Consider the following 19,287-nt stretch of genomic DNA (forward strand, 5'->3'; position numbering starts at 1 on the left):
GAATTATCAGGATACGGGCCATAGGCAGCTGCCGGTCGCGCCCTAGATTTAAAGCAGGCAAGAGGGAGGACAAACTATGGCCTGGGACGACATCAAGGCAAGCGGCGGGCTCGCCGTGATCACCGGCGGCGCCAGCGGCGTGGGCCTGGCGGCGGCCGAGCTTCTGGCAAAGGACGGGTTCTCCCTGCTGCTCGCCGACCAGAACGCGGAAGCCTTGGCGAAAGCCGCCGAAGCGTTGACATCAGCGGGCGCCACGGTCGCGACACGCGTGACCGATGTCTCGGACCCGGACGCGGTGACCGCGCTTGCGGATCAAGCGTTCGAGACCGGGCCGGTCGCAGTGCTGATGAACAACGCCGGTATTGGGCTCGGCTCCTCCTGCTGGGAAAAGCCGGAGGTCTGGCGGCAAACCTTCGATGTGAATTTCTTCGGCATCGTCAATGGGGTGCAAGCGTTTGTCCCGCGCATGATCGCCGCGGACCGCCCCGCCGCCTTGATCAACACCGGCTCGAAACAGGGGATCACCACGCCCCCGGGGAACCCCGCCTACAACGCTTCGAAAGCGGCGGTGAAGGTGTTGACCGAACAACTGGCCCACGAGCTGCGCGAGGCCGACGCGCCCATTGACGTGCATCTCTTCGTGCCCGGCTTCACCTACACCGGGATGATCGCTGCCATCATGCCGGAAAAACCCGACGGCGCCTGGACCAGCGCGCAATGTGTCGACTATCTCTTTGATCGCGTCGGACAAGGGGATTTCTATGTGCTCTGCCCAGACAACATGGTGACGGAGGCAATTGACGCCCGCCGCGTCCTCTGGTCGGCGGGCGACATCACTGAAAACCGCCCTGCCCTGTCCCGATGGCATCCGGACTGGGCCGAGGCGTTCTCGGCCTTTGAAAAGGACCGCGGCTAGAACCGGCGGGTCAGACCGATGCGTAGAACGGAGGCATCGGTCTCGGTTTCGCGAAACTGGCCATTGAAGTTCTGCTCGGAGGCGTTCCACTCATAGTGCACCGCCTCCAGCCGCGTGGACCATTGCGCGTTGATCGCAAATTCCGCCCCGAGACCGATTCCGAACGAACCGATCAGGTCATCATCATCCGACCCAGCTGGTCGCAGACCCGCATCGGTGATGCCGAGACCCACAACACCGTAGTAGTACAAGCGGTCGGTCGCAAAGCCCACGCGCACGCGTGGCTCCAGCAGAAATGAGCCGTCGAACCCGGTGCCGCCGAAGGTCGCATCTGACGCGCCGCCCTGAGTTTCGAGGGTGGAGAGCACCACCTCGGGCGTCCAGATCAGGTTGCCACGCCCGCGCAGCCCATACCCGGCGTAGAGCCCGACATGCACACCCTTGTCTGACAGATCATGCACCCCACTCCTGTCAATCTCTGAACTCGTCTCGATCCTGTCGAGCGATAGCCCGACATAAGGCCCGGTCCAGCGCTCCTGTGCGTCGGCGGGCAAGGCCAGCGCCAAAAGAATGCCGCCAGACAAAAACAGCTCTCGATAGGTCATGTGTTTCCTCATATGATGTGATAGAAAGGCAAATAGTTAATCTTGTGCTTATATGAATTATTGTTTTACGATAATTTATGCAAGCAGTGTTTTTATGTGGGGTATCCATCCATGTCCGACCACCTCGATCGACAAGCAAAAATCGCGGCCACGGCGCGGGCGGGCGTCTGGTTCAGCACCCTCGCCCTCGGTCTGGCGGTGCTCTTCGCCGTCTATTTCATCGGTCTCTCTTTCGTCGATCCGCAGCACCTCGCTCGGGAGATGGCCACGCATCTGAAGATCGAGGTGGGCAGTCTCAGGCTGAGCACCGCTGGCGCCCTGCTGGCGAGCCTGATCTGGCTGACGACCGACGTCATGGCTGCAGCGATGATGCTCCTGATCCGACAGCTCTTTGCGGGTCTCCGCGACGGCACCGGCATCTTCACCCAACAAACGGCCGTGCGGCTACGCCGGGTCGGCTGGGTTCTGGTGTTGATCGTGCCAGTCAGCATGATTGTCGACGGCACAGCGCGTGCCATCCTGCTCTATTGGGCCAATCCGACCAGTCTTGCCTTCGGTATTGGCTTTGAGGATGGTGACATCTATGCCGTGATCCTGGGGCTGATGCTGGTCGCCCTTGGCCATATCATGGTCGATGCGGCCCGGCTTGCGGAGGAAAACAAGGCCTTTGTCTGAAGACGACCAGGAAATCGGCCAGCGGATTGTCGTCACCCTCGACGTGATGCTCGCGCGCCGCAAGATGCGGTCCAAAGAGCTCGCCGAGCGGGTAGGGATTACCGAGCAGAACGTTTCGCTGCTGAAATCCGGCAAGGTCAAGGGCGTGCGCTTTGAAACGCTGGCCCGCATCTGCGAAGCGCTCGACTGCCAGCCCGGCGATATCCTGACTTATGAAGCGACCGACGACTGACGCAGATCAGACATGCCCGCTTCCGTGACGATGAAGTCGAGCGTCTGGTCGGTGGGCTCCAGCGGCAGTTGTGTGGCCTCCTGCGCAGCATAGGCAAAGCCTATGGCCAGCGTCGGGCGCTTGGCACGTAACAGCGCCAGCGTCCGGTCGTAAAACCCGCCGCCATACCCCAGCCGCCCACCGCGCGCATCGAACGCCACGAGCGGCACGATCACGATCTCCGGCTCAAAGAACTGCGGCGTCTCTGGGATGAGCGCCCCGAAGGCCCCCGGCACGAGGGCCATATCCGGCTCCCATTGCGCGAACCTGAGCGGCTGCCCGTCTCCGGTGATCACCGGGATACCAACGGGCCCATAGGCTGCGGCCTCGGCCATCGCGGGCAGCGGGTCGATCTCCGTCCGGATCGGCATGTAGCCCGAGAGGGGCACGCCACGGTGACCAGCGAGAAAGCCGGACAGCACCCCTGCACCAGTGCCCGCATCCGCCGCATGCGCCACCTTGCGCCGGGCAAACCCATCGTGACGGGCCTGTGCTTTCTGCGCCGCCAGGTCGCTCACAGGAGCACCACAACCGCCAGCCCGAGGAAGGCGAAGAAGCCCACCACATCCGTCACCGTCGTCACGAACGCGCCCGAAGCCAATGCGGGATCGACACCGACACGTTCAAGGATGACGGGAATCACTGTGCCTGCAAGCCCCGCGACCACGAGGTTGATCACCATCGCCGCGGCAATCACATAGCCCAAGGCGGGCGAGCCGAACCACAGCACACCCACGACGCCCATGACCACGGCGAAGATCACCCCGTTGATCAGCCCCACAAGCACCTCGCGCCGGATCACCCGCCAGACGTTGGCGCCGGTCAGGTCCTTGGTGGCAATCGCGCGCACCGCGACCGTCAACGACTGCGTGCCCGCGTTGCCGCCCATCGAGGCCACGATGGGCATCAGGACCGCCAAGGCGACGATCTGCGCAATCGCCGCTTCAAATTGCGCGATCACGAGACTTGCGGCAATGGCGGTCACCAGATTCACGGCCAGCCACGGCAGGCGCTGCTTGGTGGTCTCCACAACCCGGTCCGACAAGGAGCCCTCACCCACGCCCGCAAGCCGCAGAATATCCTCTTCGTGCTCTTCATCGAGCACCGCCATCGCATCGTCGATGGTGATTACCCCGATCAACCGCTCCTCATCGTCCACCACAGGCGCCGAGATGAGGTGATACTGGTTGAAGGCATAGGCCACATCGGATTCGTCCTGCAGCACCGGGATGGTCTGGAAGGTCTCCTCCTTGATGTCCATCAGCCGCACCTCGCGCTTGGACCGCATGAGCTTGCCCAGTGTTACATTCCCGATAGGGTGCAGCCGGGGGTCGACGAGTACGATGTGATAGAATTGCGCAGGCAGTTCCTGCTCGGGTGTGCTGCGCAGGTGATCAATGGCCTCGCCCACGGTCCAGTGCTCGGGCGCCATGACGACCTCGCGCTGCATCAGACGGCCCGCAGAGTACTCCGGATAGCCAAGCGCCTGCTGCACCGCCATCCGGTCGGCATCTGGCAGCGCCTCGAGGATCGCTTCCTGTTGGTGATCCTCCAGATCCTCCACCAGATCGACCACATCGTCGCTGTCCATGTCGCGGACGGCCTGGCTCAGCACCTGCGGAGTCAGAACAGCGATGACCTCCTCGCGGATCGACTCGTCCAGCTCGGAGAGGATTTCGCCGTCGAACTCCCGCCCGTAGAGCCGCACAAGCCGCGAGCGGTCAAAGGCGTTGATCTGCTCCAGAAGGTCCGCGATATCCGCCGGGTGCAGCGGCTCCATCAGCTCCGTCAGCTTAGCCGAGTCGTCGATATCCACCGCATAGAGGATCGCCGCAACCGCTTTGGGACCCAGCACATAGGCGTCGTCCTCGCCTTCCGGCTCCAGCTCCGCGGACTGATCTGACATGCGCGTCTCCCCTGCTTTGCGCGGACCATACGGGGCCGCCTGATCGGATACAATGGCGCCCCCTTCGCCGTTGTGGCCGCCCCGCGAAGGCCCTAGAGAGGGGGCATGAGCCGTCCCATTCTTGTTCTTGGCCAGACCTTCGAGGCGCGTGGCAACCCGTTCCATCAGCCATGGCAGGAGGCCGTGCGGATCAACAGCGCTGGTGCCGTGCTGCTGCAAGATGGTGTGATCCAGGCGGTCGGCAACCGCGACGACCTGCGCCGCGATCATCCGCAGGCCGCGGTTCAGGACTACGGCGCGCATGTGATCTGCCCCGGCCTTGTTGATGCCCACGTGCACTACCCGCAAACCGCGATCATCGCGAGTTGGGGCAAGCAGCTCATCGACTGGCTGAACACCTATACCTTCCCCGAGGAAATGCGGTTGGCGGACCCGGCCTATGCCGCGCGCATCGCCGACCGTTACCTCGACCTGGCGCTGGATCACGGCACGACGACCATGTGCTCCTATGCCACCATTCACGCGGGCAGCGTGGATGCGTTCTTTGAAGCCGCCGCAGCCCGAGGACTACGAACCGTGGCGGGCAAAACCTGCATGGACCGCAACGCACCCGACGGTCTGCGCGACACCGCCCAATCCGCCTATGACCACAGCAAGGCACTGCTCGAACGCTGGCATCGGCGGGGCCGTGCCTCCTACGCGATCACCCCGAGGTTCTCGCCCACATCGACGCCCGAACAGCTCACCGCGCTCGGCGCGCTTTGGGCCGAGCACCCGGACTGCCTGATGCAGACGCACCTGAGCGAACAACCGGCCGAGATCGCCTGGGTCCGCGACCTCTTTCCGAATGCGCGCGATTATCTCGACACCTACGAGGCGCATGGGCTCCTCGGCGAACGTGCCGTCTTCGGCCACGCGATCCACCTCGCCCCGCGCGAGATCGACCGGATCGCAGAAACCGGGGCCGCGCTGGTGCATTGCCCCACGTCGAACACCTTCATCGGGTCCGGCCTGATGGATGTGGCGGGCCTCGCGGCGCGGCACATTCCGCTGGGGCTCGCCACCGACACCGGCGGCGGCTCGTCCTTCTCCATGCTGCGCACGATGGCCGCCGCCTATGAGGTCGCGCAGTTGCGCGGAACAGCGCTGCACCCGGCGCAGTTGATGTGGCTGGCGACCGCCGGATCGGCATGCAGCCTGCATCTGCAGAACACGATCGGCTCGCTGGCCCCCGGCTATGAGGCCGACCTGACGATCCTTGATCTCGCCTCTACCCCAGCGATTGCGCAGCGCTCGGCCGAGGCCGAAACGATTTGGGAGGCGCTGTTCCCAACGATCATGATGGGGGATGACCGTGCCATTGCCGATGTCTGGATCGCCGGGCAGAAACGGTCCCGAGCACAACCCGCTTAGCAGCCGGGGGCGGCCAGCACCATCACCCAGATATGACCCGGCGCTTCGACCAGTGCAAACTCCCGGGCCTCTCGCGACAGCATATTGCGCCGGTGCCCACGCGAATCCGCCCAGGCCTGCATCACGTCACCAAGCGAGCGCTGCCCCTGCGCGATGTTCTCGGCCACGAAGCACCAGCGATAGCCCTGCCGCGACACGCGAGTGCCGACCGTTGAGCCATCACTGCCGCCATGGTCAAAGAACCCACGCGCGGCCATATCCGCCGCATGGGCCTGCGCCGCCGCTTCGAGGGTCGCGGAGTACGTCAAAGCAGCCCTCCCCTTACTGGTCCGATAATCGTTGAGCGCTTGCGTCGCCCGAGGGTCAGCAGCCACCGCAGCGCTGAGCACGCAGAGAACACAGGCTATCAGGATCTGCTTCATAACGCCTCCATCAGGTCACGGGTCATCTTACTCTGGCGCGCGATTGCCGCAGGCAAATCGAACGTGACGATCTGCCCGTCCCGGACCACGTCGCGTCCCTCGACAATCAAGTCGCGCACGGTTGTCGGCCCGGCCAACAGCAGCGCTGCCGGGTCCCAGCTCCCCGCCGCCTCGACGCCCGACACATCCCAGACCGCAATATCGGCGCGCGCGCCCACGGCAATCCGCCCGCATTCGGGGCGTCCAAGTACGTCCGCGCCGCCCCGGGTGGCGATCTCCAGCGCGGTGCGCGGGCTCATCGCATCGGCCCCCTGCGCCACCCGCTGCAACAACATCGCCTGCCGCGCTTCTGCCACAAGGTTGCCCGCGTCATTGCTGGCCGAGCCGTCCACGCCAAGCCCCACCGGAACACCTGCATCGCGCATTGCCACAACCGGCGCGATGCCGCTCCCCAACCGGCAATTGGAGCAGGGACAATGCGCCACGCCGGTGCCGGTTTGTGCGAAGAGCGCAATTTCCGTGGCATCAAGCTTCACGCAATGCGCGTGCCAGACGTCCTGCCCGACCCAGCCCAGTTCTTCGGCGTATTGCCCCGGGCGGCACCCGAACTGCGCAAGCGAATAGGCGATATCCTCATCGTTCTCCGCCAGGTGAGTGTGCAGCATCACCCCCTTGTCGCGCGCCAGAAGTGCCGCATCCCGCATCAGCTCTCGGCTGACCGAGAAGGGCGAGCACGGCGCAAGGCCGACCCGGCACATGGACGCTGGCGACGGGTCGTGAAACGCGTCGATCACCCGGATGCAATCGTCCAGGATATCCGCCTCGCGCTCCACCAGGTCATCCGGCGGCAGCCCCCCCTGAGACTGGCCAATGCTCATCGCCCCGCGGGTCGGTTGAAAGCGCAGTCCGACCTCGGCAGCAGCGTGGATCGTGTCCTCCAGCCGCGCGCCATTCGGATAAAGATAGAGGTGATCGCTGCTTAGCGTGCAGCCCGACAAGGCAAGCTCTGCCAACCCGATCTGCGCGGAGGTAAAGATGTGTTCGGGCGTGAACTGCGCCCAGATCGGGTAAAGCGTCTCGAGCCAGCCGAAAAGCAGCGCGTCCTGTGCCGCAGGCACCGCGCGCGTCAGCGTCTGGTAGAGGTGGTGATGGGTATTGACGAGGCCGGGCGTCACCACACAACCGGAGACATCCAGAACAGACGCATCATGCTTCAGGTCAGGCCCGATCTCACAAATCGCGCCATCTTCGATCAGGATATCGACGCCCCGCAACTCCCGGCGCTCGTCATCCATTGTCACCAGATGATCCGCCCCGCGCAGCAGCAATCGGGTCATCCGAGGGCATCTCGCAGAACAGCGAGGGCCTTGGCGTGAATGTCCGGATTGGCAGCGGCAAGTGCGCGCCCGCCCTCATGCACCGAACCGCCCTCCCAGTTTGTCACGACACCGCCCGCTGCTTCGATCAGCGCAATCGGTGCTTGGATGTCATAGGCCTGAAGGCCCGCTTCGATCACAAGATCGATCTGGCCTGCGGCAAGCAACGCATAGGCGTAGCAGTCCATCCCGTATCGGGTGAGTTTGGTGCGGTCCGCCACCGCGTGGAAGGCTGCGCCTTCTTCGGCTGTACCGACCTCCGGAAAGGTCGTGAAGATGATCGCCTCGGCGAGATCGGTGGTGGAGCGGGTCTTGATCGCGCCAACGCCCGCCGGCCCCGACAACTCTGCGCGCCCTGCACAGCCGACAAAGCGCTCCCCTATATAGGGTTGATCAATCAGGCCATAGAACGGCCCCGTCGCATCCGATACGGCGATCAGCACACCCCATGTGGGCGTGCCACTGACAAAGCCGCGCGTGCCGTCAATCGGGTCCAGCACCCAGGTCAGGCCGCTGGTGCCGGGCGATCTGCCGAACTCTTCGCCCAGGATGGCGTCATTGGGCCTCTGGCGCGCCAGGATGGCCCGCATCGCCTGTTCCGCGGCGCGGTCGGCCTCGGTCACCGGGTCGAAGCCCTCGGCGAGTTTGTTGTCCGAAATCAAGTCCCGCGCCCGAAACAGCGGCAGGATCGCCGCGCGGGCGGCATCCGCCATCTGTCGGGCCGTTGCATCAAGCGCGGAAAGATCATGGGTCTGATGGTCGAGGATCATGTCGCACTGGTGCCAGCGGGGCAGATCATACGCAAGACCCCCGCCGAATTCTCATTCACACGGGGGCCGATGTCAGTAACGTTCAGTGCGACGCGTCCGCCAATCAGGCGACATCGCTCAGCACGCGCGCAAGCTCGAAGAGACGCCGCCGCTGGTTCTCCGGGATGGCGTAGTAGGAGCGCACCAAATCCATGGCCTCCTTGTCGCCCATCATATCCGCGGGGATTGCATCTTGATCGGCTGTTCCACTGTCTTCGGACTTCAGGCCTTCGAAGAAAAACGCAACATCAACTTCGAGCGCATCGGCGATGTCCCAGAGACGGGATGCGCTGACGCGATTGGCACCGGTTTCGTACTTCTGAATCTGCTGGAACTTGATCCCGACGCATTCCGCCAGTTTCTGCTGCGTCATACCGACCAGCCAGCGCCGTTGGCGAATGCGCTTTCCAACGTGAACATCTACGACATGTACCATTTGCTTATCCCTTGCGTTTACCTTGTTAAAAGGTGGCCCTCCGACCGGACTGCATGCTTGGCACAACCTAGCCGCGATCACCACAAACCGTTCTGCCGCCGAACAATAAAGAAAAACGACCTTCGATCAATGATTATCGCCTCCCAATAGCGTGAGCGAGGCGGCCTTCAAATCAATCATAGCGCGTCTTTTCCTGTTAAATCAGGCGTTTTTGAGACCAAACCCAGCGTCCCATTATTCGATTAAAATTTTGTGCATTTGGTCAAATTTATCTGGATTAATTCAATCTTAAGTTGATTTTAGGCAGTGCAGACAGGGGATTTTCCACGCAGGCTAGAAATCCTGATCCGTCCTGTTGCCCATTGGGCGCAGCACGAAATCAGATCGGCGGAAAATGTCTCGTTGGCGAAATATTGGCAAAATCTCGCCGGACCAAGAGGAAATATTCTATCTCCGCGTGTTGGGTCGCGCGCGAAAACCACCCGAATCTTTCACGATCAACAGCGCTCGCCCGGATCAGGCGATCTTCAGACGCGCCGCATCCGACTTCGAAAATGCCCGTCGCAGGAAATCCGCCAGCGTGTCGTGCATCACGTTCTTGCTCGACTGCGCGCCATACAAGTTGATGAGCTGGCTCGGCAGCTCTGGTAGGGCGCCGTTGTGTTCCACACGCTCCAGATGCGGCGGTTCGGTGCCTTCGATCATCGTGTGGACGGCCAGATCCGCGCTCACGGTTGCCTCGATGGTACGGTCACTTTCGGTCTCGACCATGATCTCCCAGGGAATCTCCGCCAAATCCAGCGCTTCGACCACATGCGGTCGGAAGGTGCACTGCCTGCCAAATGCCAGCTTGAGCGGGGCGCAACGCCAGGCGCTACCACCGGGCGCCCCGATCCAGCGCAGCGGCTTTTCATCGAGAATCTCCCCCCCGCCGTCCAGCGCCTTCTCCGTTGTCAGGATGAGATCGCATTCGCCCTTGTCGAACATCTCTTTCAGCGCGCGCGTGTAGGACGACACCAGGCGCACCCGAACCCGAGGAAAGGCGGCATGAAATTGTTTGAGCACCTGCGGGATGACCGGATAGACGATGTCATGCGGCACTCCCAGCACGATCTCGCCTTCATAGGCCTGATCGGTCAGGCGCCCGATCACCTCGTCGTTCAGCGCCACCATCCGGCGCGCATAAATCAGCAGTTGCTCCCCAGAGGCTGTCAGCGCGATCGTGCGACCGGACCGGTCGAGAAGCTCCACATCGAGCAGTTCTTCCAGCCGCTTGAGCTGCATCGACACGGCTGATTGTGTCAGATGCAGGAAGCCAGCAGCACGCGTGACGCCCCCCGCGTCGGCAACCGCCACGAAAGACCGCAGCGTGGTGATGTCCAGATTTCTCATATCAGCACCTCTGATGAAAGAGTTCACAAACATTCGTTTCTCAAATGAAACACAGTTTGCCATATGTATCAAGCATACTGATGCAACAACAAGAACCCATCACGAAAGGAACTGATCGATGTCTCTGATCGACACTGTTTCATCCCGCCGCACTGCACCGTTGTCACGTCGCCGCTTGGGTCTTGGCACCTACCTCGCCCTCTGGCGCTCGCGTCGCGATCTCGCCAAGCTCGATGCACGCAGCCTGCAAGACATCGGCATTGACAGCGAAGCAGCCCAGCATGAAGCGCGGCGTGGCTTCTGGGACGTCCCGAGCACCTGGAAAAATGGCTGATTCCGGTGCCCGAAGGGCCGGTTTGGTCACAGGTTAACGATTTGGTATCCAAATCTTACCAAACCGGCACATTCCCGACCGAAAAACCTTGAAATGCAGCGAAACGCCACCGATATTTGGCGCAGAGCGCGCGGAAGGTCTGCGCGCGCATAGTTTCAAGTGGAGGTCTTAATGGCTGACGTGAATACAATCCGGTCAACAGCCGGATCCCGCGCCGCCCAGATTGATGAGGGGCTGCGCGCCCATATGAACAAAGTCTACGGCACAATGTCCGTAGGCATGTTGATCACATTTGCAGTGGCATGGGCCGTTGGCACAGCACCCGGCCTGCTTGCGGTGTTCCGTGATCCGATCACGCTGCAACCCAATATTCTGGGCTGGATCATCATGTTCGCGCCTCTCGCGATGGTCTTCGGCTTCGGCGCCATGATCAATCGCCTGTCGGCGGCGGCCGCACAGCTGTTCTTCTATGCCTTCGCTGCGGTCATGGGTCTGTCCATCTCGTGGATCTTCGTGGCCTTCACCGGCTTCTCGATCGCGCAGGTGTTCCTCATCACCTCGATCGCCTTCGCCGGTCTGTCCCTCTGGGGCTACACCACGAAGAAAGACATCTCGGGCTGGGGTAGCTTCCTGATCATGGGCGTGATCGGTCTCATCGTCGCGTCGATTGTGAATATCTTCCTCGGAAGCCCGGCGATCATGTTCGCAATCTCGGTGATCGGTGTGCTGATCTTCGCGGGTCTCACCGCCTACGATACGCAGAACATCAAGAACACCTACCTGGCCCACGCCCATCACGGCGACCAGGAGTGGCTGCAGAAGTCGGGGATCATGGGCGCGCTGAGTCTGTACCTGAACTTCATCAACATGTTCATGCTGCTGCTGCAACTGTTCGGCAATCGCGAATAAGGCGGAAACTTCGCCGCTATCAGGGCCGGTTCCTCGCGGGACCGGCCTTTTTTATATCTTGCCTTGGACTACGCAGTCCCGGGGAGAACCGCAAAAAAAAGGACGGACGCATGACCATCGTCAGGGCAGGCGAGGCCAGAATCGACCAAAGCAAGCCGGGCGATCCGCTGGGCGATTACCGGGCCGAGCAGATCAGCGACACCGCCGGTCTGACCCAGTTTGGTGCCTTCATCGAAGAACTGGCGCCATGCGCCTGGACGTCATACCTGCACTGGCACGCCGAGGAGGACGAGATGGTGTTGCTCCTCTCCGGCGCGCTGACCCTTTACGAAGGCGCCGCCACATCCATTCTGGAGCCGGGCGATGCGGCCTGCTGGAAAGCGGGCGTGGCCATCGCGCACAGGATGCACAATCACACCAACGCCCCGGCCCGCTATCTCGTCATTGGCACACGAGCGCCAAGAGACAAGGTGACATATCCTGAAAATGACCGGGTGCTGCTTCGGGACCGGCTGTCCGGCACCCGGCGCTTTACCACGCTCTCCGGCGATCCGGCGGATGCACTGTAACAAGCGCCAGCGCTCAGACACAAAAAAGCCGCGCCAAGGCGCGGCCTTCTTCCTGCGGACTGGCTGATCTTACTTGATCTTGCCTTCCTTGTATTCGACGTGCTTGCGCGCGACCGGGTCGTACTTCCGAACTACCATCTTCTCGGTCATGGTGCGGGCGTTCTTCTTGGTCACATAGAAATGGCCTGTCCCCGCCGAGGAGTTCAGACGAATCTTGATCGTGGTTGGCTTGGCCATGGTGTGTCTCCTGCTGCGGCCCTGCACGGGCGGAGGGCTGCGAAAAATCCTGAAGCCCGGCTTTTACCCGGATGCGCGCGCGAGTCAACTGCAAAAGCCGGGTTTTCACGGCGGATCATGCGGGCTGATCCTTGGCGTTCGACAGCACCTCCGAGAGCGCCTTCACCTTCGGAGACGCGGGCCCTTTTGGCCAGATCATCAGCGTGCGAATGCGCCCCTGCGCCTGCGGCAGCGCCGTGATGCGCAGGCGCTTTTTCTCTGGAAATGTCGAGATCACGCTGCGCGGCACCAGTGCTGCCCCCATACCCGCCAGAACACAGCCTAGCATGGCGTGATACGAGCCCATCTCGACCGTCCGATCAGGGATTTCGCGGCGCAGCGCATACCAGTCTTCGAACCGCTTACGATGCGGGCAGCCATTCTCGAACACCAGCATCGTGTGTGGCACCGTATCGGTCTGATCAAAATGGGGATGGTCCTGGGCCGTCACGATCACCGCCTCCTCGGTGAAGGCCACCACGCTGTCGAACCGCGCCTCGGCAACGGGCTCAGCCACAAAGGCCGCCTCGATCTCACCTGCGAGCAAGGCGCGTGACAGCTGTGTGGGATTGCCCGTGCGCATCTCCAGCACCACATCCGGGTATTGGGCGCTGAAAGCCGCCAGCGGCGCAGGCAGGCGCACCGCCGCCGTGCTTTCCATGGAGCCAAGGCGGAACACGCCCTGCAGCCGGTCGCCCTGCAACGCCGCTTCTGCCTCCGCCGCCAAGGCCAGCAACCGATCCGCGTAGTCCAGCAGCACATGCCCCGCGCCCGTCAGCACCAACCGCTTGCCACGGCGGTCAAAGAGCGGGGTCGCAAGCTGGTCCTCCAGTTGTTGGATGCGCTTGGTCACATTCGATTGGACCCGGCCCAGCCGGTCCGCCGCTCGGGTGATCCCGCCTTCCTGCACCACAGCCCGAAAGATCGTGAGGTCCGACAGCTCCATACATTCCTCTCAGAGAATATTTCGTTCAGAATAATTCATTTTTCTGGATTTGTTAATCCGCGTATCTGTTCGCCCCGTGGCGAGGGCCACGGCGATTTCAGAACGAAAGACATATGATGACAGATGACGACAGATGGCGCGTCCAGACCTCCTGGGCATGCATCGCACCGATCGCCCCGCAGGCGGCAGAGATGTTCTATGACCGGCTCTTCGCGCTCGATCCGGGGCTTAAACTGCTCTTTGCCACGCTGGACATGCGGGCGCAAAAATTGGCGCTGGTACAAGCCCTCTCGGTCGCGGTGGCGGGGCTTGATGACATCGACAGCCTCATGCCTGTTTTGCGAGACCTCGGCGCCCGACATGCGAGCTATGGGGTGCGCGACCGGCACTACGCAGTGATGGGCCAGGCGCTGATCTGGACCCTCGAACGCGGGCTTGGACCCCGAGCTATGGGGTGCGCGACCGGCACTACGCAGTGATGGGCCAGGCGCTGATCTGGACCCTCGAACGCGGGCTTGGACCCGATGCAGCGCCGGAGGTGCTTGAGGCCTGGGCGGCGGCCTACGCCTTCATTTCAGACCAGATGATCACCGGCGCCACGAAGGCGGCGTGACGGACACATAGAAAGGAACCAACAGATGTCTAAAGGATATTGGGTGGTGCGTGTCACCGTGAAGAACGAAGCGAATTACCCTGACTATCTCGCCGCGGCAAAACCGGCTTTCGAGAAGTTCGGGGCTCAGTTTCTGGTCCGGGGCGGACGCTTCGAGGCACCGGAAGGCGCCGCGCGGGGCCGAAACGTTGTCGTGCAATTCGCCGACTATGAGACCGCGCGGGCGTGCTATGCGTCCCCCGAATACGCTGCCGCGCGCCAGATCCGCATGGCCAATGCCCAGGCGGATTTCCTCATCGTCGAAGGCACCTGAGCGCGCTCAGAGTTCGATCCGCACCTCGTGCATCCAGAGCTTTGGCGGGCGGGACAGCATGAAGACCACCACATCGGCCAGATCATCCGGTTCGGTGAAGATGTGGTTCGGCACCTCCTCGCCCGCCTTGGCGAACATCTCGGTATTGGTGCCGGACTGGTAGAGACCCGCGACCCGCACGCCGGTGTCGGCCTCATCGATCTTCAACACCTCGGTGAAGCCGCGCATGCCGTATTTGCTCGCGGTATAGACGGACTGACCGGCCTGGGCGACCACGCCGGATTTGGAGATCACGTTCAGGATTGCCGCCTCATCGCGCGACCGCAACGCGGGCAGCAGCGCGCGGGTCAGTTGGATCGTGCCGGTGAGATTGGTCTGCAGCGTTGCGTCCAACATCTCGTCCGAGATCTCGTCCAGCGGCCCGGTCTTGTGCCAGACGCCCGCGTTGTTGATGAGCACATCGACCGCACCAAAGTCTGCGAGGATCTGCCGGGTGGTGTTGGCGATTTCGTCGCCCTGCTGCATGTCACAGCTGTAGGCCCGTGCCTCGGGCGCACCAGCGGCATGCACCTCGCCGGTGACCTTCGCCAGCCGCTCGGCGTCGCGCCCCAGAATGGCAAGTCTGCACCCGGCGGCAGCCAGCTTGAGGCAGATGTGCCGCCCGATACCGTCGCTGCCACCGGTCACGATCACGACTTTGTCCTTGAGGTCCACAACTCGCCCCTTTCAGATGACTATGCGCGGAAGGCCTGTAAGCCGGATTCTGTTCCCCGGGGCAAGCCCGGTTCGATGACCATTCCTCTTGCCCCTGCGTTACCGCAGAGGCTCTAGCTGCCAACCCGGATCTGCTGGGGCAAAAGCGGCCCTGTCTTGCGACGCGCGATCCCTATTTGGCATTGCTCCCGGTGGGGCTTGCCGTGCCGCCCCTGTTGCCAGCGGCGCGGTGGGCTCTTACCCCACCGTTTCACCCTTACCGAGCCTGAACCCGGCGGTCTGATCTCTGTGGCGCTCTCCGTCAGGTTGCCCCGCCCGGGTGTTACCCGGCACCGTTGCTTTTGGGAGTCCGGACTTTCCTCGACGCGGGTCACCCCGCGCCGCGGCCATCCGGCCTTCCGCGCGTGGCGGTGATGCGCGTTATTTGATCGCGCGTCAATGGGTGGAGGGGCCGGATGCCTCCGGCGGGAGTATTTTTGGAAGGGTGAAGGGGCAGGTCAGCGTGTTGGCAGCGCGGTCAGGTCGTCGATGGACAACGGGCCTGTGGCATGCGGGCGAAATCGCAGCCGAACGGCCGCAAGCAACGTCGCGTCATCCGCCTTGACGGTGAAGCCCGCCGCCTGCGCGCGGGCGCGAAACGCCTCTGGCGTGACGGGAGCCGCTGCGCGACCCGGCCCGCTTTGCGCGGCAAGGCCTTGCCGCGCAAAGCGGGCCCAGTCGAACCTCGATCCGGGGTCTGATTTTCGCCCGGGCGCCATATCGGAGTGACCGATGATGTTCTCTGGCGCAATGGTCCAGCGGGCGCGGATGTCGCGCATCAGCGTTTCCAAAGCCGCTATTTGCGGCTCCGGGAAGGGATGGTCACCGGCGTTGTCGAGCTCGATCCCGATGGAACGGGAGTTGATGTCCGTCTCGCCGCGCCATTCGCCGACGCCAGCATGCCAGGCACGCTGGTCCTCCGCCACCAGACGGGTCACCTCGCCCCTTCGACAGATGAGATAATGCGCAGAGACCTCGGTGTCAGGATCGCAAAGCCGCTTTATCGCCGCCTCGGCTGAGGCCATCGCCGTATAGTGCAGCACGATGATAGAGGGCGTCAGCCCGTTGCGGCGTGGCCCGAAGTTCGGCGAGGGCCTCTCAATCACGGTCAGCCTTCGGAGCCCTTGCGGAAAGGAGCGGGATCCCAGTCGCAGGCATAGCCGTCACCATCGGGATCGAGGCCGCGGCGATCCCGCGTCGGTCCACCTCGCGCAAGGAAGTCAATCTGAGCCAGATCAGGCGAGGCGTATTCCGCGCAGTTTCGGGCGGCACGACCCTCTCCGCCAAAGCCCGCACGGGCGTAAACGCTTTGTCCCTTGGGGTGATTGGTCGAGAGGGCAAAGGCCACGATGTTCGGCTGCTCGCTGCCGGGTCGCGTCGGCAATGCCTCAGGCTGCACCACCTCGTATTGGGCACGATTGCGTTCGATCCGGGCTGCGTCACTTTCGATGGTCTGGCGCTCGGAGACCGCATCGAAATCGTTCTCATCCGAGATGCCCGGGTTGTTCAGAGACACAGGCGGCGGGTTGCTTGGGCTCGCCACGACCGGGGCAACACCAGAGTTCAACTCCGCACTGTCCGGTGCGCCAGGCCGCGTCTCGGCCAGGATCCGTGTGGTCGCAGCCGCTGTTTCCTCAGCCGATCCGGGCGCGGGTGGACGCACCGTATCCGGGACGCGGATTTGACTGCCTGAGAGCGCCGCGTCGCGTTGGCGCTGCGCCTCGAAAGAATTGTCGAACCCGACGCCCTGCCCGCTGTCCGGCACCTGTGGCCCACAGGCGCTCAGCGCCGCGAGCGTAAGCGCTGCAAAAGCACCACGTGGTGTCATGGAATATCTGCCTGTCTTGCTCATCTGGCCGATGAGATTACCACCATTTCGCAGGCTTGGCCACAAAGCCCGCCGCCTGCTCAAGAACATGTGCAGCGCAGAGCAAGTCGGCTTCGGCCCAAGGCTGCCCGATCAGCTGCAGCCCAAGGGGCAAGCCTTGCTTGTCGAGGCCAGCGGGCACTGCAATTCCTGGCAGTCCGGCCAGGTTTACCGTCACGGTGAAGACATCGTTGAGATACATCGCCACCGGGTCCGCATCGGTCATCTCGCCGAGGCCAAAAGCCGCCGACGGGGTGGCGGGTGTGAGGATCGCATCGATGCCTTGGGCAAAAACCTGCTCGAAGTCGCGCTTGATCAGCGTCCGCACCCGGCGCGCGCGGTTGTAATACGCGTCGTAGAACCCGGCCGAAAGCACATAGGTCCCGATCATCACCCGGCGTTTGACCTCATCGCCGAAGCCTTCAGCGCGGGTTTTCTCGTACATCTCGGTGATGCCGTCGCCCTGGTCGAGCTTAGCGCGGTGGCCATAACGCACGCCGTCATAGCGCGCGAGGTTCGAGGACGCTTCGGCGGGCGCGATCACGTAGTAAGCGGGCAGCGCGTATTTCGTATGCGGCAGCGAAATGTCAACGATCTCGGCGCCCGCGTCCTTCATCATCGCGATGCCGTCCTGCCAGAGCGTCTCGATCTCCTCAGGCATCCCGTCCATACGGTATTCCTTGGGGATGCCGATTTTCTTGCCCTTGATGTCACCGCTCAGCGCCGCTTCGAAATCCGGCACGGCCAGATCGGCAGAGGTGCTGTCCTTCGGGTCGTGGCCGCACATGGCCTCCAGCATGATTGCCGCATCGCGCACGGATTTGGTCATCGGCCCGGCCTGATCGAGCGAGGAGGCAAAGGCCACGATGCCCCAGCGCGAACAGCGCCCGTAGGTGGGCTTGATGCCCACGGTCCCGGTGAAGGCGGCGGGCTGGCGGATGGAGCCACCGGTATCGGTGCCGGTTGCCGCGAGGCAGAGGTCCGCGGCCACAGCGGCTGCGGAGCCACCAGACGAGCCGCCTGGTGTCAGCTGCGCGTCGTCATTACCACGCCGCCAGGGGTTCACGGCGTTGCCGTAGGTCGAGGTCTCATTCGACGAGCCCATGGCGAACTCATCCATGTTGAGCTTGCCCAACATGACTGCGCCTGCGTCCGCGAGGTTCTGACTGACGGTGGATTCGTACTCCGGCAGGAAGCCTTCGAGAATACGCGACCCGGCCTGGGAAGCGACGCCTTTGGTGCAGAAGAGATCCTTGATGCCGATGGGCAACCCGCACATGGCAGGTGCGTCGCCTTTGGCGAGCCGCGCGTCAGCGGCCGCAGCGCGCTCCATAGCGATCTCAGGCGTATGATGCACAAAGGCATTCAGGGCACCCGCGCTCTCGATGGCGCCAAGACAGGCTTCGGTCAGCTCTTTCGAGGTGGTCTCCCCCGCACGCAGGGCATCGCGCGCCGCACTCAGGGTCAGTTCGTTCAGCTTGTTCATCACTCAACCACCTTCGGCACCGCAAAGAAGCCCTCACGCGCATCGGGTGCGTTCGACAGAACCTTGGCCTGCTGGTCGCCATCGGTCACCGCGTCCGCGCGGCGCTTGAGCACCTGCGGCGTGACGGACGTCATGGGCTCGATGCCGTCGATATCCACTTCATTCAACTGCTCGATGAAGCCCAGAATTGTATTGAACTCCCCCGCCAGCGCCGGAAGCGCCTCAGGTTCCACCTTGATCCGCGCCAGTTTGGCCACGCGGGCGGCTGTGCTCTCGTCAATGGACATCGCAATTCCTCGTCTGCCTACCGGTGGGCGTTTATCCCTCCACGCGCGCCTTGCCAAGAGCCGCGCGCAGGTAAACCTCGATCATCCAGCCGAGCATCAGCCCGTTGAGCAGATGCCACAGGAAATGCGTACCCAGCGGGATCTGGCCGCAAAGCGGCAGATCGAGCGAGCGGAAGGTGATCGAGAGGATCAAAATGGCGCCTCCAATCGCCAGCCCGCGCGCCAACTCCGGCGCGCGGGAGCGCAGCAGCACTGCGTAGATGAGAATGAGCAGCGCCACCGGTGCATAGCCCGCCGAGGAACCAATCCCCGGCACCAGCTGGAACAGCGGCACAGTGAGCCAGGCATAGGGAAAGAAGAGCGCGGTCAGCCCGAGCGCAGGCCAGAGGCTGAGTCTCCAGCCGACGCGGTTGATCGCGTAGATATAGATGAGGATGTAGAGCAAGATCGGTGTCACATCGGCGATGGCTGCCCAGGTCTGCGCGTGGGTGTGGAAGAGATAGCTGCCCACCCCGATGGCGAAGAGCACCACGCAAAGCAGCTGCGCCAGCCGGTCGCCACCACTGCGCCGCCACATGATCAGAGCAGCGACGATGAACGCGAGGTTGGTGACCGCATTGACCGGCTCCGCCCAATAGGAAGCGTCGAGCCGCTCGCAATAGCTGTCGATCTGTCGCGTCCAGTCCATGCGTCACTCCCTGTTGCAGCCAAGG

Annotated in this window: 26 protein-coding genes and 1 other RNA gene; 10 read left to right on the forward strand and 17 right to left on the reverse strand. The window is 62.9% G+C overall.

Translation table 11 applies throughout. From position 1 onward, the window contains the following. Positions 1–76 precede the first annotated feature (76 nt). Positions 77–916 (forward strand): SDR family NAD(P)-dependent oxidoreductase, encoded by an 840-nt coding sequence (locus tag ACVC7O_RS15485; RefSeq protein ID WP_458323014.1) that lies wholly within the window; start codon positions 77–79, stop codon positions 914–916. Here ACVC7O_RS15485 and ACVC7O_RS15490 read toward each other — a convergent pair. Further along, positions 913–1,521, reverse strand: coding sequence for an outer membrane protein (locus ACVC7O_RS15490; protein WP_458323015.1), 609 nt, complete (start codon positions 1,519–1,521; stop codon positions 913–915). The two genes, ACVC7O_RS15485 and ACVC7O_RS15490, sit on opposite strands and share 4 nt — an antisense overlap. A 111-nt stretch (positions 1,522–1,632) precedes the next feature. Here ACVC7O_RS15490 and ACVC7O_RS15495 point away from each other — a divergent pair, with 111 nt between their 5' ends. Beyond that, positions 1,633–2,196: a hypothetical protein gene (locus ACVC7O_RS15495; RefSeq protein ID WP_458323016.1), complete on the forward strand. Its 564-nt coding sequence runs from the start codon at positions 1,633–1,635 to the stop codon at positions 2,194–2,196. Then, on the forward strand, positions 2,189–2,428 hold the full coding sequence (locus ACVC7O_RS15500; RefSeq protein ID WP_458323017.1) for a helix-turn-helix domain-containing protein: 240 nt from the start codon (positions 2,189–2,191) through the stop codon (positions 2,426–2,428). Before ACVC7O_RS15495 ends, ACVC7O_RS15500 begins: the two co-directional genes overlap by 8 nt. Here the strand turns inward: ACVC7O_RS15500 and ACVC7O_RS15505 are convergent. Further along, positions 2,407–2,985 carry a 5-formyltetrahydrofolate cyclo-ligase gene (locus ACVC7O_RS15505; RefSeq protein WP_458323018.1) on the reverse strand — a complete coding sequence of 193 codons (579 nt, stop codon included), beginning with the start codon at positions 2,983–2,985 and terminating at the stop codon, positions 2,407–2,409. The genes ACVC7O_RS15500 and ACVC7O_RS15505 overlap by 22 nt on opposite strands. Further along, positions 2,982–4,373 (reverse strand): magnesium transporter, encoded by a 1,392-nt coding sequence (mgtE, locus tag ACVC7O_RS15510; RefSeq protein ID WP_458323019.1) that lies wholly within the window; start codon positions 4,371–4,373, stop codon positions 2,982–2,984. The genes ACVC7O_RS15505 and mgtE overlap by 4 nt, the downstream gene beginning before the upstream one ends. Before the next feature lie 105 nt (positions 4,374–4,478). Here mgtE and guaD point away from each other — a divergent pair, with 105 nt between their 5' ends. After that, positions 4,479–5,786 carry a guanine deaminase gene (gene guaD / locus ACVC7O_RS15515; RefSeq protein WP_458323020.1) on the forward strand — a complete coding sequence of 436 codons (1,308 nt, stop codon included), beginning with the start codon at positions 4,479–4,481 and terminating at the stop codon, positions 5,784–5,786. Here guaD and ACVC7O_RS15520 read toward each other — a convergent pair. The 5 genes from ACVC7O_RS15520 to ACVC7O_RS15540 all read right to left on the reverse strand — a co-directional run bounded on the left by ACVC7O_RS15520 (position 5,783) and on the right by ACVC7O_RS15540 (position 10,221). Further along, the gene (locus tag ACVC7O_RS15520; RefSeq protein ID WP_458323021.1) at positions 5,783–6,208 is read right to left on the reverse strand and encodes a CAP domain-containing protein; all 426 of its coding nucleotides are present in this window, start codon (positions 6,206–6,208) and stop codon (positions 5,783–5,785) included. The genes guaD and ACVC7O_RS15520 overlap by 4 nt on opposite strands. After that, positions 6,205–7,545 carry an 8-oxoguanine deaminase gene (locus ACVC7O_RS15525; RefSeq protein WP_458323022.1) on the reverse strand — a complete coding sequence of 447 codons (1,341 nt, stop codon included), beginning with the start codon at positions 7,543–7,545 and terminating at the stop codon, positions 6,205–6,207. The genes ACVC7O_RS15520 and ACVC7O_RS15525 overlap by 4 nt, the downstream gene beginning before the upstream one ends. Beyond that, on the reverse strand, positions 7,542–8,354 hold the full coding sequence (gene hisN, locus ACVC7O_RS15530) for a histidinol-phosphatase (protein ID WP_458323023.1): 813 nt from the start codon (positions 8,352–8,354) through the stop codon (positions 7,542–7,544). Before hisN ends, ACVC7O_RS15525 begins: the two co-directional genes overlap by 4 nt. Before the next feature lie 103 nt (positions 8,355–8,457). Then, complete coding sequence (locus tag ACVC7O_RS15535) at positions 8,458–8,829, reverse strand: helix-turn-helix domain-containing protein (RefSeq protein WP_458323024.1); 372 nt, start codon at positions 8,827–8,829, stop codon at positions 8,458–8,460. A gap of 516 nt (positions 8,830–9,345) precedes the next feature. Next, positions 9,346–10,221, reverse strand: coding sequence for a LysR family transcriptional regulator (locus ACVC7O_RS15540; RefSeq protein ID WP_458323025.1), 876 nt, complete (start codon positions 10,219–10,221; stop codon positions 9,346–9,348). Positions 10,222–10,339: 118 nt separating this feature from the next. Here ACVC7O_RS15540 and ACVC7O_RS15545 point away from each other — a divergent pair, with 118 nt between their 5' ends. The 3 genes from ACVC7O_RS15545 to ACVC7O_RS15555 all read left to right on the forward strand — a co-directional run bounded on the left by ACVC7O_RS15545 (position 10,340) and on the right by ACVC7O_RS15555 (position 12,033). Further along, positions 10,340–10,555, forward strand: coding sequence for a DUF1127 domain-containing protein (locus ACVC7O_RS15545; protein ID WP_458323026.1), 216 nt, complete (start codon positions 10,340–10,342; stop codon positions 10,553–10,555). Between the two features lie 171 nt (positions 10,556–10,726). Further along, entirely contained in the window at positions 10,727–11,464 is a 738-nt protein-coding gene (locus tag ACVC7O_RS15550; protein ID WP_458323027.1) for a Bax inhibitor-1/YccA family protein, read from the forward strand. Positions 11,465–11,574: 110 nt separating this feature from the next. Beyond that, positions 11,575–12,033 (forward strand): cupin domain-containing protein, encoded by a 459-nt coding sequence (locus ACVC7O_RS15555; RefSeq protein WP_458323028.1) that lies wholly within the window; start codon positions 11,575–11,577, stop codon positions 12,031–12,033. A 69-nt stretch (positions 12,034–12,102) separates the two neighbouring features. Here ACVC7O_RS15555 and rpmG read toward each other — a convergent pair whose 3' ends face one another. Further along, the gene (gene rpmG / locus ACVC7O_RS15560; RefSeq protein ID WP_011454349.1) at positions 12,103–12,270 is read right to left on the reverse strand and encodes a 50S ribosomal protein L33; all 168 of its coding nucleotides are present in this window, start codon (positions 12,268–12,270) and stop codon (positions 12,103–12,105) included. A gap of 115 nt (positions 12,271–12,385) precedes the next feature. Continuing rightward, entirely contained in the window at positions 12,386–13,255 is an 870-nt protein-coding gene (locus ACVC7O_RS15565) for a LysR substrate-binding domain-containing protein (protein WP_458323029.1), read from the reverse strand. Between the two features lie 116 nt (positions 13,256–13,371). Between ACVC7O_RS15565 and ACVC7O_RS15570 the strand changes: the two genes are divergently transcribed. The 3 genes from ACVC7O_RS15570 to ACVC7O_RS15580 are packed head-to-tail and all read left to right on the forward strand — an operon-like array spanning position 13,372 to position 14,181. Continuing rightward, positions 13,372–13,734, forward strand: a complete 363-nt coding sequence (locus tag ACVC7O_RS15570; protein ID WP_458323030.1) for a globin domain-containing protein — start codon at positions 13,372–13,374, stop codon at positions 13,732–13,734. Then, positions 13,710–13,868, forward strand: a complete 159-nt coding sequence (locus ACVC7O_RS15575) for a hypothetical protein (RefSeq protein WP_458323031.1) — start codon at positions 13,710–13,712, stop codon at positions 13,866–13,868. Before ACVC7O_RS15570 ends, ACVC7O_RS15575 begins: the two co-directional genes overlap by 25 nt. A 25-nt stretch (positions 13,869–13,893) precedes the next feature. Then, positions 13,894–14,181: a DUF1330 domain-containing protein gene (locus ACVC7O_RS15580; protein WP_458323032.1), complete on the forward strand. Its 288-nt coding sequence runs from the start codon at positions 13,894–13,896 to the stop codon at positions 14,179–14,181. 6 nt (positions 14,182–14,187) lie between these two features. Here the strand turns inward: ACVC7O_RS15580 and ACVC7O_RS15585 are convergent, their stop codons facing one another. From ACVC7O_RS15585 to ACVC7O_RS15615, 7 genes are all read right to left on the reverse strand, one after another. Beyond that, positions 14,188–14,895 (reverse strand): SDR family oxidoreductase, encoded by a 708-nt coding sequence (locus ACVC7O_RS15585; protein WP_458323033.1) that lies wholly within the window; start codon positions 14,893–14,895, stop codon positions 14,188–14,190. A 22-nt stretch (positions 14,896–14,917) separates the two neighbouring features. Continuing rightward, positions 14,918–15,297: RNase P RNA component class A (gene rnpB, locus ACVC7O_RS15590), an RNA gene on the reverse strand. A gap of 95 nt (positions 15,298–15,392) precedes the next feature. After that, positions 15,393–16,040, reverse strand: coding sequence for an N-acetylmuramoyl-L-alanine amidase (locus ACVC7O_RS15595; RefSeq protein WP_458323034.1), 648 nt, complete (start codon positions 16,038–16,040; stop codon positions 15,393–15,395). A gap of 2 nt (positions 16,041–16,042) precedes the next feature. Beyond that, complete coding sequence (locus tag ACVC7O_RS15600; RefSeq protein ID WP_458323035.1) at positions 16,043–16,762, reverse strand: hypothetical protein; 720 nt, start codon at positions 16,760–16,762, stop codon at positions 16,043–16,045. Between the two features lie 37 nt (positions 16,763–16,799). Then, positions 16,800–18,287 carry an Asp-tRNA(Asn)/Glu-tRNA(Gln) amidotransferase subunit GatA gene (gene gatA, locus ACVC7O_RS15605; protein WP_458323036.1) on the reverse strand — a complete coding sequence of 496 codons (1,488 nt, stop codon included), beginning with the start codon at positions 18,285–18,287 and terminating at the stop codon, positions 16,800–16,802. Further along, positions 18,287–18,574, reverse strand: a complete 288-nt coding sequence (gatC, locus tag ACVC7O_RS15610; protein WP_458323037.1) for an Asp-tRNA(Asn)/Glu-tRNA(Gln) amidotransferase subunit GatC — start codon at positions 18,572–18,574, stop codon at positions 18,287–18,289. Before gatC ends, gatA begins: the two co-directional genes overlap by 1 nt. Positions 18,575–18,605: 31 nt before the next feature. Next, complete coding sequence (locus ACVC7O_RS15615) at positions 18,606–19,262, reverse strand: ceramidase domain-containing protein (protein WP_458323038.1); 657 nt, start codon at positions 19,260–19,262, stop codon at positions 18,606–18,608. Positions 19,263–19,287: the final 25 nt, after the last annotated feature.

The organism is Roseobacter cerffii (assembly GCF_054226325.1).

Excerpts from the sequence above, each read along its gene's own strand:
- ACVC7O_RS15490 (WP_458323015.1), bottom strand. The coding sequence starts at position 1,521 with ATGACCTATCGAGAGCTGTTTTTGTCTGGCGGCATTCTTTTGGCGCTG.
- gatA (WP_458323036.1), bottom strand. The coding sequence starts at position 18,287 with ATGAACAAGCTGAACGAACTGACCCTGAGTGCGGCGCGCGATGCCCTG.
- ACVC7O_RS15485 (WP_458323014.1), top strand. The coding sequence starts at position 77 with ATGGCCTGGGACGACATCAAGGCAAGCGGCGGGCTCGCCGTGATCACC.
- ACVC7O_RS15570 (WP_458323030.1), top strand. The coding sequence starts at position 13,372 with ATGACAGATGACGACAGATGGCGCGTCCAGACCTCCTGGGCATGCATC.
- ACVC7O_RS15565 (WP_458323029.1), bottom strand. The coding sequence starts at position 13,255 with ATGGAGCTGTCGGACCTCACGATCTTTCGGGCTGTGGTGCAGGAAGGC.
- rpmG (WP_011454349.1), bottom strand. The coding sequence starts at position 12,270 with ATGGCCAAGCCAACCACGATCAAGATTCGTCTGAACTCCTCGGCGGGG.
- ACVC7O_RS15615 (WP_458323038.1), bottom strand. The coding sequence starts at position 19,262 with ATGGACTGGACGCGACAGATCGACAGCTATTGCGAGCGGCTCGACGCT.
- ACVC7O_RS15535 (WP_458323024.1), bottom strand. The coding sequence starts at position 8,829 with ATGGTACATGTCGTAGATGTTCACGTTGGAAAGCGCATTCGCCAACGG.
- ACVC7O_RS15550 (WP_458323027.1), top strand. The coding sequence starts at position 10,727 with ATGGCTGACGTGAATACAATCCGGTCAACAGCCGGATCCCGCGCCGCC.
- mgtE (WP_458323019.1), bottom strand. The coding sequence starts at position 4,373 with ATGTCAGATCAGTCCGCGGAGCTGGAGCCGGAAGGCGAGGACGACGCC.
- gatC (WP_458323037.1), bottom strand. The coding sequence starts at position 18,574 with ATGTCCATTGACGAGAGCACAGCCGCCCGCGTGGCCAAACTGGCGCGG.
- ACVC7O_RS15540 (WP_458323025.1), bottom strand. The coding sequence starts at position 10,221 with ATGAGAAATCTGGACATCACCACGCTGCGGTCTTTCGTGGCGGTTGCC.
- ACVC7O_RS15580 (WP_458323032.1), top strand. The coding sequence starts at position 13,894 with ATGTCTAAAGGATATTGGGTGGTGCGTGTCACCGTGAAGAACGAAGCG.
- hisN (WP_458323023.1), bottom strand. The coding sequence starts at position 8,354 with ATGATCCTCGACCATCAGACCCATGATCTTTCCGCGCTTGATGCAACG.
- ACVC7O_RS15520 (WP_458323021.1), bottom strand. The coding sequence starts at position 6,208 with ATGAAGCAGATCCTGATAGCCTGTGTTCTCTGCGTGCTCAGCGCTGCG.
- ACVC7O_RS15545 (WP_458323026.1), top strand. The coding sequence starts at position 10,340 with ATGTCTCTGATCGACACTGTTTCATCCCGCCGCACTGCACCGTTGTCA.
- guaD (WP_458323020.1), top strand. The coding sequence starts at position 4,479 with ATGAGCCGTCCCATTCTTGTTCTTGGCCAGACCTTCGAGGCGCGTGGC.
- ACVC7O_RS15495 (WP_458323016.1), top strand. The coding sequence starts at position 1,633 with ATGTCCGACCACCTCGATCGACAAGCAAAAATCGCGGCCACGGCGCGG.
- ACVC7O_RS15555 (WP_458323028.1), top strand. The coding sequence starts at position 11,575 with ATGACCATCGTCAGGGCAGGCGAGGCCAGAATCGACCAAAGCAAGCCG.
- ACVC7O_RS15600 (WP_458323035.1), bottom strand. The coding sequence starts at position 16,762 with ATGACACCACGTGGTGCTTTTGCAGCGCTTACGCTCGCGGCGCTGAGC.
- ACVC7O_RS15525 (WP_458323022.1), bottom strand. The coding sequence starts at position 7,545 with ATGACCCGATTGCTGCTGCGCGGGGCGGATCATCTGGTGACAATGGAT.